Here is an 18,646-nt window from a genome sequence, read left to right on the forward strand (position 1 = left end):
CCTCATGCGTAGGTCAGACCTCGTAGTATCCGTCGGTCCCCAGACGGGCGTTCGGATCGAGCAGCATGGCCTTCTCGACTTCATGCGCGTCATAGCCGTGGCCGTCCTTGTGGAAGTGACGCTCGTCGATGGGCTCGTAGAGCGCGGCATGGCCCATCATGCCTTCTTCCAGACGACGGTGACCGGCGTCCAGACGGCTGTTCGCGCGCTTGCGCCACGCTTGGAGCGCCTCATCGCCCGCGGTGTGCGCGACCGCGGCCTCGAAGGCACCGGGGCTGACAATCGCCACGAAACCGCCGACATGACCGAAGCCGAGGGATGTCGCCAATCCCGCCTTAACCGGACCGACCTTGATCGGGCTGGTCGGCCAGACCATGAAATCGTCGCGCTTGAGCTTCGGATCGACGCAGTCGAGCGCAGCGTTCGCCGGAACGATGCCCGTGCGGAACAGCTGGGTCAGACCGTTGATCTGGAACACGCAGGCGCCGCCCTTCGCGTGGCCCGTCAAGCTCTTCTGGGAGATGACCAGCAGCGGATTGCCTTCGGTGCGGCCGATGGCGTGCGCGAGCGTGTTGTGCAGCTCGGACTCGTTCGGGTCGTTCGCGTTCGTGGACGTGTCATGTTTGGAGACCACGGCGATATCGTCCGGGGTGACACCGAGCCGCGCCAAATCATGCACCAGCTTGGAATCGCGGCCGCCCATGCCGGCGGCGAGCGCCCCCAGACCCGGAGCCGGGATCGAGGTGTGCGCGCCATCCGCATAGGAGTGGATGAATCCGACGACGCCCGCGACCGGCAGACCGAGCTTCAACGCGATATCGCCGCGCGTCAGCAGAATCGTGCCGCCGCCCTGCGATTCGACGAAGCCGCCGCGACGACGGTCGTTCGCGCGGGAGAAGAAGCGTGCGTCGATGCCTTTGGCGTACATTTCCTGGGCGTTGGCGGTGGCGTTCATGTTGCCGAAACCGATGACGGATTCGACGCCGATGTCGTCGATTGCGCCGGCGACCACGAAATCGGCCTTGCCGAGGGCAATCTTGTCAGCGCCCTCTTCGACGGAGACCGCGGCGGTCGCGCAGGCGGAGACCGGCTGGATGATATTGCCGTATCCGCCGATATACGACTGCATCACATGGGCGGCGACCACGTTGGGCAGCGCCTCTTGGAGGATGTCGGTCGGGATCTCATGGTTGAGGAAGCGGTCAAGGTACAGCTTGCGCATCGATTGCATGCCGCCGAAGCCGGTACCTTGTGTGTCCGCGACCATGGAGGGGTGCACGGCCTGCAAGATCTCCGTCGGGGTGAAGCCCGCGGACAGGTAGGCGTCCACCGTGGTGACGATGTTCCACAGGGCAATCGGGTCGACAGCGCCGACCATCGAAGCGGGGATGCCCCACTTGAGCGGGTCGAAGCCCTTCGGGAACTGGCCGCCGACCGTGCGGGTCATCGCTGCGCGGCGAGGCACACGGATCATCGAGCCGGCATGGCGGGTGACCACCCATTCTCCGGCTTCGGTATCCTCGCGGATGCTGGTGTGCGCTTCGTCAAGCTTGACGTATTCACGGGCCATGTCCTCGGTGGGCACGGAGAATTCGACGTCGTGGTCGAGGAAGATCTCAGCCTCCTCCTCGTCGTTGCCGCCAGTTTCGCCGTCACGCAGATAGTTGGAGCCCATGCCGTCCTCGAAAGGCCTGATGCCGCTTCGCGCCACGACTTCGTCATGGTAGCGCTCGGCGATATCTTCCTCGGGGACCAGGTTGCCGTCAGTGTCATACCAGCCGGCTTTCGGGCTGTCCTGCCACGTGAGCAGGCCCATATTCCACGCGAGTTCGAGCACAGCGCCCGCGGACAAGTCAATGCTGCCGTCAGAGTGGATGCCGAGCTCCGCCTGGGCGCGGGTACGTCCGGAGCCCCACGGGCCGAGTTCACCGACGGAGACGATCACGATCTCATCTTCAGGGCGCGCGGTGACGTTGGTCCAATCCTTCAAATCAATGTCGGGCTGGCGGGGCACGCGCGGCGTCGGAAGGGCCTTGATGGCGGCCGCAGGGGCAGCTGCCGTGCCCTTGGAGTCGTCGGCAGCTTGCGATTCGGCGCGTTTCGCGTCTTCCATGGCCTCGCGGCGCAGGGCGCTGATATCGATGGGCTCACTGCCCAGGCCACCGGTCAGATCCACGTCGAGCGGCGCCTTCTTGGCTTGTTCGCGGGCTTCCTTCGTGGACAGGTCGAGCAGTTTGACGGCGATCTGCGCGGTCGAGTAGGTCTTCAGCCCGTGGCGTTCGACCACCTCGACGAGCGGGTCGTTGCCGCCCATCAGGCCGGTTCCCCGCACCCAGCCAATCTTCGGATGGGCGAAGGTGACACGGCCGGACCATACGCGTTCGGCGTGTGCACGGTTGACGATCGCATCGAAAGCGCTCTTGACTTCGCCGTAAGCGCCGTCGCCGCCGAAAATACCGCGGTTCGGGGAGCCGGGCAGGATCACGTGGAGCCGGTGCTGCACGTCGGTGTCCGAGCCGATGGCCGCGAATCCGGTGATTGCGCGTTCCACGCCCCACAGCATGAGTCGTGCCTGCGATTCGAACAGTTCACCAGAGTCTGCCATGGTGCCGTGAACCGGCGGAGCGGCGAACGGGAAGAACAACGTGGGCTCGTACGCGGGCTTGATCACCGTGGTCGTGGCTCCAGAGGTCTTCTTCTGCTCGTGGCCGACCCAATCAACCAACGCGTCGACATCACGGTAGCTGGACAAGTTCGCGGGAACAAGCCACAGACGGGCTCCCGTGGCGGCATGCGTGCGGTACGCTTGCTTCGCCCACTGCTTGACGGACGGCTTGAAGCTGTGCGAGGTGGCGACGACGGTCGCGCCCCCGGCCAGCAGGCCGCACACGACCTGGGCGGCGATGGAGCGCGGGGCGACGCCCGTGACGACGGCGATATCACCGGCGAAGCGGGATGCCGCAGGGTCTGCCTTCGGGTCAGCAAGCGCCTGGGTGGCGATGGTGCCGAAGATCGCGGCGAGGTCGCGGCGATTCTCTTGCTCGGCCTTGGCGGCGAACCACTTGGCCTGCTTGCAGACCGCGTCGCCGGCACCGGTGAAGTCCAGCTCCGCGACCGACCGGTCGTCGTTGTAGTACAAGCGGGCGAGATCTTCGCGGGCAGAAGCCCAGCGGTCGTCGAATTCTATAGCCTTGCGGGCGTCGAAGCGCGGTTCGACCTGCTTGGGCCAATCAGCGCCGAGTTCCGCGGCGACGGTTTGGACAACCGCCTCATCGTCGTCATCTTCAGGCTGGGCAGCCGGGGTGTTCAGGCCGAGCCGGTCGAGCACGTAACGGGCGGTGGAGGCGAGCACGCCAGCGGAACCGGTGACCTGCTGGGCGAAGGCGTCAAGCGCGGCGGAATCGACCACCGCACCCGAGGCGGCGCCGGAAGCGGACGGCAGCGCGACCGTGATATTGCGGCTTGCGGCCACCTGCTGGACAGCGGCATCGATAAGCGCATTGGCGGCGGCTTGGTTCTGGGCGGCTTCGGTACCGAGCGTCGCCAGATCCCCGCCACGCGAGGACGCCCCGTCACGCGTGCCGAGCACGAGCGCGACGAACACATGGGATGCCCAGCCTTCGCTGAGATGCCACGTATCGGTCACCCGCTGTTCTACCTGGGCCTGCTTGATGCCGGCCGCACCGAACAGATGGCGGATGCGGTCGCGCACGATATCGCCAAAGACCTGGCCGAAGGGCTTGTAATTCGGGGCGACCTTGTCAACCAGCTTGCTCAGCGCGGAGACCGGCGCTTCGGCGGCGCCATCGACGCTGGCCACGCCGAGTTCGGAGCTGATATCCATAAGCAGCTGGTTGCGGCGCGAGGAGACGCCGTTGGTGAGCGTGTCGGTCGTGTCGTTGTCGCCGATCTGGTCGGGGCGGATCTTGCCCGCGTAGGCGAGCAGCGCGGCGATTGCGTCGGAGGCACGGAATGGCAGATCAGCTGGGCGTTCGCCGGATGCGGCGGCAGGGGCCGCAGGAGCCGGGGCGGGCGCAACAGCAGCAGGAGCGGCAGGAGCGGCGGCTTGCGCTGCCGGAGCAGCCGGGGCGGTCACCGGAGCGGCGCTGTCCTCCTCAGTGTCGGTTTCGACGAGCGGATCAGTGTCGGTCATGTAGATGCGACCCTCATCACGCCCCACGTTGTACACGGTCACATGGCGGCCGGTGTACTGCGGCAGGCGCAGGGTCTTCGTGCCGAGGTTTGCGAGCGTCGGGGCGTTGCCCAGACCGACCTCGACGTATTCCTCAACGCCGAGCCCGTCATGCGCAGTAGCGCGGAACATGAGGTCCTGCGTCTCAATCCAACGCACCGGGCTGGCGAACTGCCAAGACAGCAGCTCGGTGAGCAGCAGTCTGCCGAGCTTCTGCTCGTCAGCTGCGTAAGAATCCCACACCTTCGGGTCGTCGAGCGCAGCCTTGATGCGTTCGGACGGCACGACGTCGAGGATCTTGCGCGCGAAATCACGCGTCATCTCGAACGGCACTGCCACAAGGTTCGGGATGTACCGGCCGACCAGACGCTGGTAATCGATGTACTGCGGCAGCAGCGCGTCCAGCTTGTCGCGGAATTCGGGCACGCCCTTGCGCAGCAGCCTCGAATGGAACGGCACGTCGATGCCGGGCACGAGCATGAAGGCCGGTTTGCCACCGTATTCCGCCACGCGGCGGGCGGCATCCGCCTTCAAAGCCTTGAGTCCGGCAATCGTACCGGCAATCGCGTACTGCTGGCCGGCGAGGTTGTAGTTGACTATCTGCAGGAACTCGCCGGACTGCTTGGCGATGCTCTCGACGTACTCTTCGACGCCGTCATCGCCGACGCCGAACTGGTTCGGCCGCAGCGCGCCCATCCGGTAGTTGGAACGCCCCTGTTCGTCGCGTTCGATGAGATGATGCATGGTGGAGCCGCGGTGGAACACGAGCTCGAGCACGGTCTCCAGCGGAATGATACCGGCGAAGGAGCTCAGCGCGTTGTACTCGCCGAGCGAATGGCCAGCGAAGTAGGACGGCCACAGGTCGCAGCCGGCTTCGCGCAGGCGTGCAGTCTGGGCGAACGCGACCGTGGCGAGCGCGACCTGCGTGAACTGGGTGAGGTTGAGCAGCCCGTCGGGGTGCCGGTAGGTGACGCCGTTGGCGGTGAGTTCCTTCGGGTTGTCACGCACGACGGCGAGGATCGAGAATCCGAGCTTGCTGCGGGTCAAGGCGTCGGCGCGCTCCCACACCTTGCGGGCAGCCGGGGATTTCGCGCGTTCGTCCAGGACCATGCCCTGCTTCTGGATGCCCTGGCCCGGGTAGACGAAGGCGGACACCGGCGGGCGGGTTGCGGCGGTGCCGCGCGAGACGAGCTGGCCGTCGATGCGGCAGGTCACTTCGAGCAGCAGGCCGCCATGACGGATATGGCCGACGCGTTCGACGGTGATTTCCACCTGGTCGTCCAGTTGGACCATGCCGTACATGTTGTAAGTCCAGCCGGCGATTTCGTAGTGCATGCCCTTGTCATCTGCCGCCTGCACCACATGCTGGGCGGTGGCGGACAGCCACATGCCATGCACGAGTGGGGCGTCGAGGCCGCTGATTGCGGCGCCGCGCACGGAAGTGTGAATCGGGTTGAAATCGCCGGAAGTACGGGCGAAAGCGGTCATCTCGTGCGGAGCGCGGACAGTGACGCGGCGCAGCAAACGACGCGGGGTCGGCTCGGTGAGTTCGCCAGCCTGTTCTTTGGCGTCATCCTCGTTCGGGTTGTGAGACGGATTGTCCCGATAAGTGAGATATTCGCCATAATCGGGGGCTTCGATAGGCAGCTCGTCGCTGTAGGCGCGGCCGCGGATCGCGAAGCGCTCGGTCTCATGCGCAAGCACCGTGCCATCGGCGGCGGTATGCGTCACATGGATGGTAACCACGCGGCCGGAGGCGGATTCGGCGTACGGGTCTGCCCAGCTGGTCAGGCTCACCTGCTCGCCGGTATGGCGCAGCAGCTCGCGTTCAGGCACTTGCAGTTCGATGAGATGGTCGAGATGGACTGCGTTGAGTAGGCCTTCGATAACCGGATAGCCGTCGACGCTCACCGAACCGAGTGCCGCGTAAATCGCCGGCCACGCTGGTCCGACCAGCGCGTCGGGGGCGATACGCGAGGCGTTGAGGCCTTCCGGCAGGATTCCGGCGGTCGCAGCCTCATGGTCAACGCCGAGATTCGCGGACAGCGTGTACTGCGCATGTGCCAGGCCGAAGGGGTAGCGCTCAGTGTCATCCGATGGCATGATTTCAGGCATCGCGACGAGCCTGTCACCGGTGATTGCGGTGTTACCAATGCCGGCGACCGCGGCGAGCATCGCGTACACGTGCTCGGGCAGGCGATCGCGGTCAACGACCGGCAGACGGCCGCAATCCGCGCCGCCCACGATGAGCGGAATCACGATGTCGCGCACCGCATGCTTGCCGAGCCCGCCGTCGGGATCCTTGTCCCAGAAGGTGTCGAGATGGATGTCAAGGTCGAGCAGGGTCTTGTCGCCATCCGTGCCGACCTGTTCGATGCGGTAGTTCGCGTCGTCCGTAGCCGTGCCGTACGCGGGATTGCTGGTCACATGGCCGATCCAAGAGATATTCGGGCAGCTGCGCACATAGGCCTGCACGTCGGTGGCTCCGGCGAGCGTGCCGAGCGCGTCCACAGCCGGTTCGTCCGCCTGCGCGGCCTGGGCTTGGGTGCGTTCCAGCGCGGCGTGTTCGAAGCGGCCAAGAATATCAGCCACCGGTTCGTCGACGGTCGTAATGCCGGCAACCGAAATCGGGCCGGGAATGATGCGCACGGCGTCCGCACTGTAGCGCGGATCCTCGGACTGCCACAGCTGGTCGCGTCCCCACCAACGCAGCAGGTCGTTGTCGATCACCGGGACGAACGGCATTGGCTTGGGGTATTCGTTGACCAAGGTGATGAACCATGCGGCGTCGGTCGGCTCGACCTCAAGCGTGTCGATCTGCGGGTAGTGCTCCCCCAGCCGGTTCAGCGCCTGCTGCGGGTCGGATTCCACGTCGGCGCGCACCGCGAACAACGGCGTGAATTCACCGGATTCCTGGTCGCGCACGCGGGCCTCGATGCGCTGCAACAGGTGCAGATAGCGGTCCGCATAGGTCGGGTCTGCCCACGGGAAGGACAGGTCGGCGAAACGCTGTGCCCACTGGCGGTAGGTCATCGAGGCAACGTCACCGAAATACGGTTTCGCGGTCTTGTCGAGCGCGTCGATGATTTCGGCGCGGCGAGGCTCAATCTGCTCGGGGTGCTTCATCATCTCGACCAGCAGACGGCCGCAGCGCGCGGACGAATTCTCCAATTCGTAGATATCGGCGTGCAGATGGCTCAAGCCGGAGCTCACCCCGCCGACCACCTTGCCGGACGGCACCCAGCGTTCGCCGCGCGGGGCGAACGGGTCGTCACCACCCTGTTCGAGCGTGATGCCGGGGGTTTCGACGAGCATGCGCTTGACTTGCGGGCTGGTGTGCGCCTCCTTGGCGGTCATGACGGCGGTGCCGACAAGCACGCCGTCCACCGGCATATCGGGCTCCCCGTAAGCGCGGGACCATTGGCCAGAGATGTAGTCCGCGGCGCGTTGCGGCGTGCCAATGCCGCCGCCGGCGACCAGCACGAGGTTCTCGCATCCACGCACGTCGGCATAGGTGTTGAGCAGCAGGTCGTCCAACGATTCCCAAGAATGGTGGCCGCCGGCGGAACCGCCTTCGACCTCGGCGATGATGGTGACCGGAGCGACCGCCTTGGCGATACGCACCACCTGGCGGATTTGGTCGACCGTGCCCGGCTTGAACGCCACATACGGCAGACCGTCGGCACGCAGGGCGGCAATGAGCTGCTTGGCTTCGTCGAACTCCGGGATGCCGGCGGAGACAACGACGCCGTCGATTGGGGCGCCGGACGCGCGTTTCTTCGGCACCAGACGCTGCGTGCCGAACTGGAGGTTCCACAGGTAGCGGTCCATGAACATCGCATTGAATTCGACCGTGCGGCCTTCTTCGAGTTCGTCCTCGAGCTCGGTCAGATGCCGGTCAAGCACTTCGGCGGTCACCTGGCCGCCGCCGGCGAGTTCGGCCCAGTATCCGGCGTTCGCCGCGGCCGCGACAATCTGCGGGTCCACGGTGGTCGGGGTCATGCCGGCCAGCAGGATCGGCGGTTTGCCGGTCAGTTCGCTGAATTTCGTGGCAATCCGGTCACCGGCGGGCGTGTGGATGACGCGCGGACGGTACGCCTTCCAATTCTGCAGGCGTTCGGGGTCGCCCGTCAGCGTGGACAGCGCGGCGCGGTCGGCGGTGCTTGCCGCCTCGACCACACCGGCGCCGCTGCCTTGGGCGAGTGCGGCGACCAGCTTGCCAGCCGTGGTGCCCGGGCCCATATCGACAATCCACAATGCGGACGGATCCGTGGACTCAAGCAGCTTGTGCACGCGGCCTGTCCAATCCACATGGTTGATAAGCACTTCCTCGGCGAGTTCGCGAGCGCGCAGCCCATCGAAACCGCACGCCTGCGCCCAGACGACCGTCTGATTGACGGCATCGGCCATCAGCGGAGAATGGAACGGCAGCGTCACGTCAAGGTATTCGAGCGTCGGGTCGAACACCGAGCCGCCGCGCACCTTCTGCTCGCGCAGACGCGCCTGCTTGCGGTGTTCCTTGCCCGCGGCGAGCGCGAAGAGCGCCAGATCCTCCGGATAGCCAGACAGAACCTGATGGTCGGGGGCGTTTTCGACGGCGATGGAGATCGGTCCACGGGTGGCGGGGACGCGCGCAATCAGGGTTTCGGTCTGCTCGCGGTTGGCGCCCTTGACTGACAGCATCGGGGTTGCGCCTTCGAGTTTGGCATGCAGGCCGAGCAGCCGCGCCTGACGGGTGCCGGCGACGCCGATCAGTCGGGCCACGGCGAGGATTTCCTCAATCGGCTCCTGCGCGGCTTCGAGCGAGCCGGCATGCTGCAGTTCGCGGGCCATATGCACGCCAATGATGCCCTGCGAATGCCCGAGCAGCGCCACCGGCTTCGAAGCGGGGTTGTACCCCAGATGCACGGCGTCGATAATCGCTGCGAGCTGGGTGAGCGCGATGCCTTCGACGCTCACGGACGCATCCGCTGCGGCTCCGAGCGAGGCACCGGACGGCTTGAATCCGAAGATGTCGGTCGGGTGTCCGGTCACCGCGAGCAGGTCGGCGGCCACCGGGGTCAGCAGGCGGTCGGCGGCGAGCACCTGGGCATGCAGATCCGCGGCTAGGGGCGGGTCGTCCATCGCATCGGCGAGCGCTGCGGTCCACGGGGTGGATTGCCCGCCGAACACCACGGCGTGCGGCTCGTTAACAAGCCTGGACAAGAAAGGTGTGGTACTGGTCATCATTGTTCCTTTGCTGGTTTCCATTCGATTCGTGTGTTGTTGATTGGTGTGGTTGACATTGTCGGAAGCATTGCCGGAAGCGCTTACATCGGCTGGTTGCCGTGATGCTTGTCGACCGGCCGGTGGCGGCGTTTGCCGGCGAGTGTGCGCAGGGCTCCGGCGATTGCCTCCCTTGTCTGCTCGGGGTCGATCATCGCGTCAATCTGCCCGGTTTCCATCGCAAGATTCGCGTTGACGGTCGTAGCCTCATAGTCGGCCACGTACTTCGCACGCAGCGCTTCCACGTCCTGCCCGCGTTCCTTGGCTTTCTGCAGATCCTTGCGATGAATGATGTTGACCGCGCCTTGGGCGCCGAGCACCGCGATCTGGCTGGACGGCCAAGCGAGGTTAACGTCCGCGCCAATCGCCTTGGAACCCATGACGATGTAGGCGCCGCCGAAGGCCTTGCGCAGGATCACCGTCACCATCGGCACCTGCGCGTTCGCATACGCGTAAATCACTTTCGCGCCGCGGCGGATGATGCCCGCATGCTCCTGGTCGCTGCCCGGCTTGTATCCGGGGGTGTCCACGAGGGTGATGACCGGCAGGTTGAACGCGTCGCACAAGCGCACGAAACGCGCGACTTTCTCAGAAGATTCCACGTCGAGGATGCCGGCGAGCACATTCGGCTGGTTGGCGACCACACCGACCGGGTGGCCTTCGATGCAGGCGAAGCCGACGACCGCGGATTTCGCGTACAGTTCCTGCACTTGGACGAATTCGCCATAATCGACGATGCCGTGGATGACATCGAGCATGTCGTAGGGCTGACGATCATTATCCGGCACGATGGAGGCGACGCGCGAGGCTGCCGCCTGGTCGGCGTGCGTGGACGCGTAGGCGAATACCGGCGGCTCACACTGGCAGTTCGACGGCAGGTATGCGAGCACCGTACGTGCGTAGTCAATCGCGTCAGCCTCGTCTTCGCCGAGATAATGCGCGACGCCGGAGACCACGTTGTGCACGTAGCCGCCGCCCAGATCCGCCATGCTGATCGTCTCGCCGGTGGACGCCTTGACGACGTTCGGCCCGGTGACGAACATGTCGGAGTTCTCACGCGTCATGATGATCAGGTCGGTCAACGCCGGGCAGTACACGGCGCCGCCCGCGCATGGGCCGAGGATGATGGAGATCTGCGGGACAAAACCGCTCGCCTCGCAGGTCTTCTTGAAAATCCGCCCGTATTGGCTGAGCGCCGCGACACCTTCCTGAATACGCGCGCCGCCGGAGTCGATCAATGCGACAATCGGCACTTTGAGGCTGATGGCCATATCCATGAGGTGGCAGATCTTCTCTCCTTCAGCCACGCCGAGCGTGCCGCCGCGCACCGAGAAGTCCTGCGCATACACGGCGACCGTGCGCCCGTACACTTTGCCGAACCCGGTGATGACGGCCGAACCGGCAACCCCCTTGTTGATGTCGCCGCCGATGAAACGGCCGATTTCCTGGAAGCTGTCGGCGTCGAACAACAGGTCGAGGCGTTCGCGGGCCGTGCCTTTGCCTTTGGCATGCTGGCGTTCGCGGGCGTGCTCCTCGGCGGCACGCGCGAGTTCGGCGGCCCGTCCCACAGCGGGGCGGATCGGCTGAGTCACGTCATGCGCCGTGGAGTCCACAAGTGTCGTGGAGTCCGCCGGCGCCGTGGTTGTCTGCGCTGCGGTCAGTGTGCTGCTCATTGCCGGTCTCCTTCCGCATCCTTGTCCGTCGATGTCCCGGATGCCTGTGTGCCTTCGGCGTCGTGGATGTCAAGCTCGACAAGCGTCTGCCCGCCTTCGACACCATCCGCCGGGCCGACGCAGATCTTCTTGACCGTACCGTTGACCGGCGCGTACACGTAGTTCTCCATCTTCATGGATTCGAGCACGACCAACAGGTCGCCCTTGGAGACGCTCTGGCCTTCCGCCACGTTGACACGGGTGACGATCGCCTGCATCGGCGAGGAGATGATGCCGCCTTTCGCGCCGTCATCCACCTTCGGCTTGCCGATATCATGCAATCCTTGACCGCGCAACGGCTGGGTGGCGCGTCGCGCGGACCGTGCGCGGGCGGCACCTGTCAGCCCGTCGACAATCGTCTGGGGGACAGTGAGTTTGACGCGCTTATCATTGACTTCGATGACGAAGGAATCGCTGGCAGCAGCCTTCTCCCCGGCCCCTACGGCCACGGATGCGGGCTGTCCGGCACCTGCGGCCGCGGGTTCGCGGTTGAGATACTTACGTTCCAGCCATTTGGTGGACACGCTGAACGGATGCTGTTCGGCGGTGAATTCAGGATCATTGAAAATCTGCTCGAACAGGCTCGCCGGCGACGGCACGCCTTCGATACGTAGCTCGCCGAGGGCGCGACGCACACGGGCAACCGCAGTCGCGCGGTCCTGCGCGGTGACGACGAGCTTGCCCATCAGAGAATCGAACTTCGGCGAAATCGTGTCTCCCGCCTTAACCCCGGAATCCACGCGAATCCCCGGTCCGGCCGGCCATTGCAGCCCGGTGAGTGTGCCGGAGCTCGGCGTCAGGTTCGTCGCGGGGTCCTCGCAGGTGATGCGCAGCTCGAAGCTGTGGCCGCGGATGCTCTCCGGGCGGGTCAGGTGCCCGCCGGCGGCAATCGTCAATTGTTCACGCACCAGATCAAGCCCGCACACCTGTTCGCTGACCGTATGCTCGACCTGCAGACGCGGGTTGACTTCCAGGAAATACACTTTGCCCTGTTCGGTGAGCATGAACTCGCAGGTGCCGAGCCCCACATAATCTACCGCCTCAAACAGGCCGCGCGAGTAGCGTTCCAGCGCTTCAAGCGCTTTCGGCGGCATGAAGGGGGCCGGGGCCTCCTCGATGAGTTTCTGGTTGCGCCGCTGCACCGAGCAGTCGCGCGTCGAATACACGACGAAATCGCCGTGGCTGTCACGCCCGCACTGGGTTTCCACATGCCGCGCCTTGTCGATGAACCGTTCGACGAAATACTCGTCCAAATCCCCGCCCTGGAGCGCATCATGGCTTAAGTAGAAGCTGCGCAGCTCGTCGTCGTTGTGCACGATGGTGATACCGCGGCCACCACCACCGTCCGTGCGTTTCATCATGATCGGATAGCCGTGCGTCTGCGCGAAATCAAGCAGCTCACGCATATCCTTGACCGGCTCGGAAATACCGGGGACGGGCGGGACCTTCGCGCGGGCGGCGACCCGGCGGGCGGTGATCTTGTCGCCCAGATCGACCAGGGCCTTGGGATCGGGGCCCACCCAGACGGCACCCGCCTCGCGGACCTTGGTCGCGAATGACGGCACCTCGGAAAGGAACCCATAACCGGGGTGCACCGCGTCGGCACCGCTCCTGTGCAGAATGCCGACCAGCAGGTCCTCGTTGAGATACGTGTCGCGGTAGGTGTCGCCGGGCAGCAGGTAGGCTTCGTCCGCCATATCCACATATTGTTCGTCGCGATCCTGTTCGGCGTACACGGCGACCGTACGGATGCCCATCTCGCGGGCGGTGCGCACGACGCGCAGCGCGATTTCGCCGCGGTTCGCCACCAGAAGTTTGCTGACATTATTGACCATACGTTCCAACCTATGCCGCGAGACTTGCGCCCGACGGGGGCATGGACGACAAAGAATCGGCAATCTTTTTGTAACCCTCCACAAACGTCACCGTAAGCTGGCTTGCGATTTTCGGCGGTATTCCGCCATTGAGCGCTTTCGTCGCAACCGGCCGGACACATCTGCGACATTGGCGGGCGTAATCGGGTCCATAGAATGATGGCCAGCACGCCCCTGACCGGGCATTGCATGAAAGTTGCATGAAAGGAAGGGATTCCTATGTCACATCAGACACCATCCGCCGCACTGGCTTCCGCGGCCCCTACCACCGCCCGCCGCCTGCTGCGTTCGGCAGGCATGTCGCTGCTGTTCGCGCTGCTGCTGTGGGCCGCGGCCGCCGCCGGGCGCATCCCGATTCCCGGCACTCCGGTCGGCATCACCTTGCAGACCTTCGTCCTGATGCTTGCCGCGTTGAGTCTTGATTGGCGCGAAGCCGGTGGCGCAGTCGTGCTGTACCTGCTCGCTGGCGCTGCAGGACTGCCGGTGTTCTCGGGCGGCATGTCCACGCTGGCGCTGGTCGGCCCGAGCGCCGGCTTCCTGTTCGGCTTCCTGCCGGGCGTGATCGTCACCTCCCTGCTCAAGGGCAAAGCACGCGGCACGGGTGCACGTGGCTACTGGCTGACCGCCGCGAGATATTTCGGCGCCTCGCTGGTTGGCTGCGTGGTGATTGTGTACGCCTTCGGTGTGAGCATTCAGGCGATGCTCACACATGTTCCGCTGAGCGCTGTGGCGCTTGCTTCGCTCGGGTTCGCCGGCGGCGACCTGCTCAAGGCGGTTGTCGCCTCTGCAGCCGTCAGCGGGCTGTCCTCGCGTATCGCCCGTGACGCCAAGTGACATCGAAGAACGTCAGATAATGTCAAATAACGGCAAGTAACGGCTGGGCGCGCTAGTTGCACCAGTCGATAACGAAAGGCCGCCGCCCCGATTGCGTGGGGCGGCGGCCTTTCGCATATGTGCATGCGTTGTCTGTCACCGCTGCGGACGGCAGGCCTTCAGCTGGCGGTCAGTGAGTCATCAGTGGCCCATCAGTCAAGAACACCGACATCACCGGTCGTCACCGTATGCTCGACTCCCTCGTCGTCCACAATGGCCAGTGAGGCGTCTGGATTGATGCGGATAGCGCGCCCGACAATCGTCTCGCCCCCTACAAGTCTGGCTTCCACTCTCCTGCCGAGTGTCCAGCTCACCTGCCGGGTTTCCTCAAGCAGCTGGGCGGCGTAGGCCTTGCGATCACGCACAAACCGGGCGATACGCTCACGCAGGCCGGCTGTGATTCCTGCCGCGATGAGGTCACGCAGCACTTGCACGTCCGGCAGCGGGTCGACATGCAGCTGCAAGGATGTGGATTGCGGGGTCGGCAGGCTTTCCGCGCGCAGGGCGAGATTGATGCCGATGCCGATGATCACACCGGTGCGATGCTCATCCAAGGGCACGAGCTGCACCAGAATCCCGCCGAGTTTCAGGCCATGGCAGAAAATGTCGTTCGGCCATTTGATAGCCAGCGTGCAATCCTGCTGACGCGGACGGGCGCCGCTGGAGAACACCGCCGACCGAATCGCGTCGCATGAAGCGAGACCGGCGAGTGTCGGCAGCCACCCGTTGACCGTGTCATCAGCCACGACATCGGCGGGCATCACCGTGACGAACGACACCGTGAAGGACTCCCCCGGACGGTTCACCCACGCGCGCCCCAGCCGGCCGTGACCGCCGGTCTGGTAGTCCGCGGCAATCACCGTGATTTTCCCGTCATCCGCCGGGTCGCCCCCGATCCGCCCATCAGCGAGCATCTCGCAGGCGAGCGTGTTCGTCGAATCCACCTCGGCAAGCGCGATCAGCTGGTCAGCCTCCTGTTCGGTCCGCGGCATGCGCGGAACCGTCCCCTGTTTCGTCATCATGGCACCAGCCTACCGCCGAACAACGCGTTTTTCGCGGATGTACGCGCCGGATGTACCCAAGTTGCGGATTGACCGCGGCTGCGGAACCGGCAGGCGGCCAGGACGCGTTGCCCACCAAGCCGGCCACTGTGTGAGCGGATCCTCGCACAATGGCACCTGCAACCAGCCAGGCATCTGTCCGAGACACCGAACCCAGCCACCATGTGAGCCAATCCTCACACAACGGTTCCAATCGCAACATCTCCGCCCGATGCCAACCATCTCAAACCCCGTTGTGCGAGCCAATCCTCACACAGTGACGCCCACAACCAGCCAGACCTCGACTCGAGCCCACCAAACCCGCCACTGTGTGAGCGGATCCTCACACAACCACCTCCACGGCTACGCCCGCGGCCATCGTACGCCTCTCCTGCGCCCAGCCCCGGCTCCTTGCGTCAGACTACAATGCTCAAACATGACCGAAGCCACGCGAACCTCGAGAGCCACGACCACACCATCCGTGCAACCCGATCAAGCGGCAAAGCGTTCCAAGGCCACGACGGGCAGGCATTCCTCGCACCGCGCGCTGGCCGGCGTCATCGCCCGGTGGACGCTGGCGATCCTCGCCGTCCTGTGGCTGAGTTTCTGCACGGCGATTGGACCGTTCTATTGGTACGGCGGCAGCATCGCCGACTGGGGATTCGTCAACACCATCTATTTCCTGCTCGCTCTAGCCATCTACCTGATGCTGCTCATCGCGTTGGTGCACGTCGGCGGCGGGCTTGCGGCCATCCCCTCATCCGTTCGCTCCGCCTGTCGTCGGGTGGCGGCGGCAATCGGAACCTTCTGCCACACTGGATGGCGGCGGAACATCAGCAAGCCATGGCACGCCTTGGCACGCCTGTGGCGGCGATTTACAGCCACACGATTCGCGCATGCCGTCGGACGTTGCTGGACCGCCGTCCGCACGTATACCCCGCGCATCATCATGCGGTGCACACGCAGTTGGATCGGCCTCGCGCTCATCATGTTCATCGGATGGCTGTGGGTGCCTGTCACCCTGCTGTCCGCGTTCGGCGCCGACATCCGCTCGCAAGTGCGGGAATTCAGCTGGGCATGGAACCAATGGACGGGCTTGCAACAGCCGTATACCGGGTTCTTCGCCTTCGTCCCGATGGATATCTACCCGACCGCGCACTACCTGTGGCCGCAAGACCCGACCTATCTGACGGATCAGCACAATCTCGTGCTCACCGTGTTCTACGGTGCCGTCGCCGCCGCATCCCGGTATTTCACTGGTTCAAACGATGCAGGATATGTCGTGCTGTCCTCGTTGCAGTTCCTGTTCGCGGTGTTCTGCTGTTCGGCCACGATGCACCGATTCCTCAACCTGCCGTGGCTTGGACCTGAGTCCGGGAAGGACACCGAGGCCACCGTTGTCCCGAACAGCGAACCAGGGAGTACACCCGGGGATTATCCGCATGCCGTCGCGCGGGCTGGCGTATGGCAGCGCACCATCATCATCCTGTTCTTCCTGCTGTGCCCGATCGCGGTGTTCTCCACTATCAGCCTGACGAAATCACCGCTGTTCGCCTTCGCATTCGTCTGGTGGTTCGGCATCGCCTACCAGCTGCATATGACACGCGTCAAGCGCGGCGAGACACCCCGTCGGCTGCCCGCACGTACCCTCGCCGCATTCATCGCGAGCGCCTGCGTCATGCTGATTAGCGCGAAATACGCGTGGTACATTCTCCTCGCGCAGACGGTCATTATGCTCATCACCGACCGCGGGCGCTGGAAGACCTACATCGCTGCCCTGCTGCTGCCGGCGGTCATCCTGCATGGAGGCCTGGTCCTTCTGGTATCTACCGGCAAGGTCATCAACGGCGACCCGATCGAAAGCCGCGGCATCCAGCTGCAGCAAATCGCGCGCGTTGCCCGACGCAATCCCGAAGGCATACCCAAGGACGCGGCGGACAAGCTCGCCCCGATCTTCAACCTTGACCAGATGGGCGAATCCTACTTCCAGCAGGACGCCGACCCGGTGAAATCCTCCGGGATCCAATCCAAGAAAGTCAGCTATCGTTGGCGTTCCGTCACGAAAGAGGATATGGCTGATTTCAACAGCGCGTGGTGGCAGATCGTCAAGGCGAACCCGGTCATCGCGGCGGATGCGTTCTTCGCCGAATGCTTCGGCTATTTCGACATCGCCGATCTGCCGTATGTCTCCATGGACTATTACGTGACCAGCGATTACGTGGTGAACAACACCGAATGGATCAAGGACTGGCAGCCACAATGGCGTGAGAATATCGCGAGGTTCGCGCGCGACTGGGGCAAGATCCCCGTGCTCGGATGGGTCACGCACGGCAATTTCTATGTCATTTTGACCCTGCTGTTCGGCGCCGCGGAAGTGGTCCGCCGCCGTTGGCGCACTTTGGCGTGGCATATGCCGTTGTTGCTGCTCATGGGCGTGATGATCACGTCGCCGGCAAACAACTTCGAACGCCATATGCTTCCGCTGACTTTCGTGTTCTGTTTCGTCGCGTTGACCTACTGGCGCGAGTCCAGGGGTTGCCATGAAACGCGTATCGCCGGGCCCGAGGACAGTGCGGGTGGACATCACCGTGACACTGAATCCGGGCGGGACTAAGCTGGCACTATGGTTTCCGTTTCTGCACGCTCCGGGTCAGGCTCCGATCGCAAGGATTTGCTTGACCTGTTGATGGCCCGTCTCGCCGTGCTATTGGGAGACGATGTGCTGGAACGCGACCGGCCGGCCGACGTTGCCGGAACCGGTGTTGTGGGAACGACAGATGAAACCGCCGGAACAGCCGGAGCACTCGGAACTGCTGACCAATCGAATGCTGCCGCGGCAACGGCACCAGGGTCGCAGCACCCTGCCGACGCCCGGACCCTGCTCGAATCCATTGTGTTCGCGTGTCTCGCGGAAAGCACGGACGACGAGCGGGTCGTCTCGCTGATGCATACACTTGGATGGCCTGCGCATTATGTCTGCTGCAGTATCGCCGGCACTCCCCCGGCGCGCGATGTCGCCTCGTGCGCGGCGTCAATCCGGAGCCAATTGCCGCCTCATGCCGACGGTACCCCGCAGGATTGTCTGATCGGCGAGCATGACGGGAATCTGGTGGCGTTGGTGCGCGTCGATGACGGAACCAGCCCGGACCAAGTCGCGCATATCGCCGAAACGTGTTTCGATGGGCATGAGCCGATTTGTCTCGGGCCAACCCGGCAGAATGCCGACGGTGCATCCCGCGCCATCCGGGCCGTCATCAACGCCCTGTTCGCGCTCAACGCCTGCACGCGCGAAGTGCCGCAACCCATGCGATGCGAGGACCTGCTTCCGGAACGTGCCCTCATGGGCGATGAGGATGCGCGCGACGAGCTAATCACATCAATCTACGAGGCGCTCAAAGGCGACAATCCCAATGATCCGACACTCCAAACGGTCAGCATTTTCCTTGATTCCGGCGCTTCGCTGGATGCGACCGCCCGGGCGCTGAGTGTCCACCCGAATACCGTGCGGTACCGGCTCAAACGGGCCACGGAAATTTGCGGTTGGGATGCAACCGATACACGCGAGGCATATGTGCTCTCGACTGCGATTACGCTCGGACGGCTACGCGATGCCGGTTTGTGGCGCGATGACGGTACGCTGTAGGGTGTACCGCTGACTTCCCGGACACCTTCTGGGAATCCTTTGTTATT

The 18,646-nt window shown here is 64.4% G+C and carries 7 protein-coding genes; 3 read left to right on the forward strand and 4 right to left on the reverse strand.

Translation table 11 applies throughout. The annotated features are described in order from the left end of the window. Positions 1-13: 13 nt before the first annotated feature. The 3 genes from CQR48_RS07485 to CQR48_RS07495 all read right to left on the reverse strand — a co-directional run bounded on the left by CQR48_RS07485 (position 14) and on the right by CQR48_RS07495 (position 13,004). The gene (locus tag CQR48_RS07485) at positions 14-9,418 is read right to left on the reverse strand and encodes a type I polyketide synthase (protein WP_101452483.1); all 9,405 of its coding nucleotides are present in this window, start codon (positions 9,416-9,418) and stop codon (positions 14-16) included. A gap of 83 nt (positions 9,419-9,501) precedes the next feature. Next, positions 9,502-11,130, reverse strand: coding sequence for an acyl-CoA carboxylase subunit beta (locus CQR48_RS07490; protein WP_205827625.1), 1,629 nt, complete (start codon positions 11,128-11,130; stop codon positions 9,502-9,504). Further along, positions 11,127-13,004 (reverse strand): ATP-binding protein, encoded by a 1,878-nt coding sequence (locus CQR48_RS07495; RefSeq protein WP_101452484.1) that lies wholly within the window; start codon positions 13,002-13,004, stop codon positions 11,127-11,129. The genes CQR48_RS07490 and CQR48_RS07495 overlap by 4 nt, the downstream gene beginning before the upstream one ends. 258 nt (positions 13,005-13,262) lie before the next feature. Here CQR48_RS07495 and CQR48_RS07500 point away from each other — a divergent pair, with 258 nt between their 5' ends. Beyond that, a complete protein-coding gene (locus tag CQR48_RS07500) occupies positions 13,263-13,877 on the forward strand; it encodes a biotin transporter BioY (protein WP_101452485.1) in 615 nt (204 codons plus the stop codon). A gap of 191 nt (positions 13,878-14,068) precedes the next feature. On the opposite strand, the gene CQR48_RS07505 is transcribed toward CQR48_RS07500, so the two are convergent. After that, a complete protein-coding gene (locus tag CQR48_RS07505; protein ID WP_240932112.1) occupies positions 14,069-14,938 on the reverse strand; it encodes a biotin--[acetyl-CoA-carboxylase] ligase in 870 nt (289 codons plus the stop codon). A 454-nt stretch (positions 14,939-15,392) separates the two neighbouring features. On the opposite strand from CQR48_RS07505, the gene CQR48_RS07510 reads away from it, so the two are divergent. Together CQR48_RS07510 and CQR48_RS07515 are read left to right on the forward strand one after the other, a co-directional pair. Beyond that, entirely contained in the window at positions 15,393-17,570 is a 2,178-nt protein-coding gene (locus tag CQR48_RS07510) for a DUF6020 family protein (RefSeq protein ID WP_101452486.1), read from the forward strand. Between the two features lie 9 nt (positions 17,571-17,579). After that, a complete protein-coding gene (locus CQR48_RS07515) occupies positions 17,580-18,599 on the forward strand; it encodes a PucR family transcriptional regulator (RefSeq protein ID WP_101452487.1) in 1,020 nt (339 codons plus the stop codon). Positions 18,600-18,646 lie beyond the last annotated feature (47 nt).

This window comes from Bifidobacterium thermophilum (assembly GCF_002846655.1).
GTDB lineage: Bacteria > Actinomycetota > Actinomycetes > Actinomycetales > Bifidobacteriaceae > Bifidobacterium > Bifidobacterium thermophilum.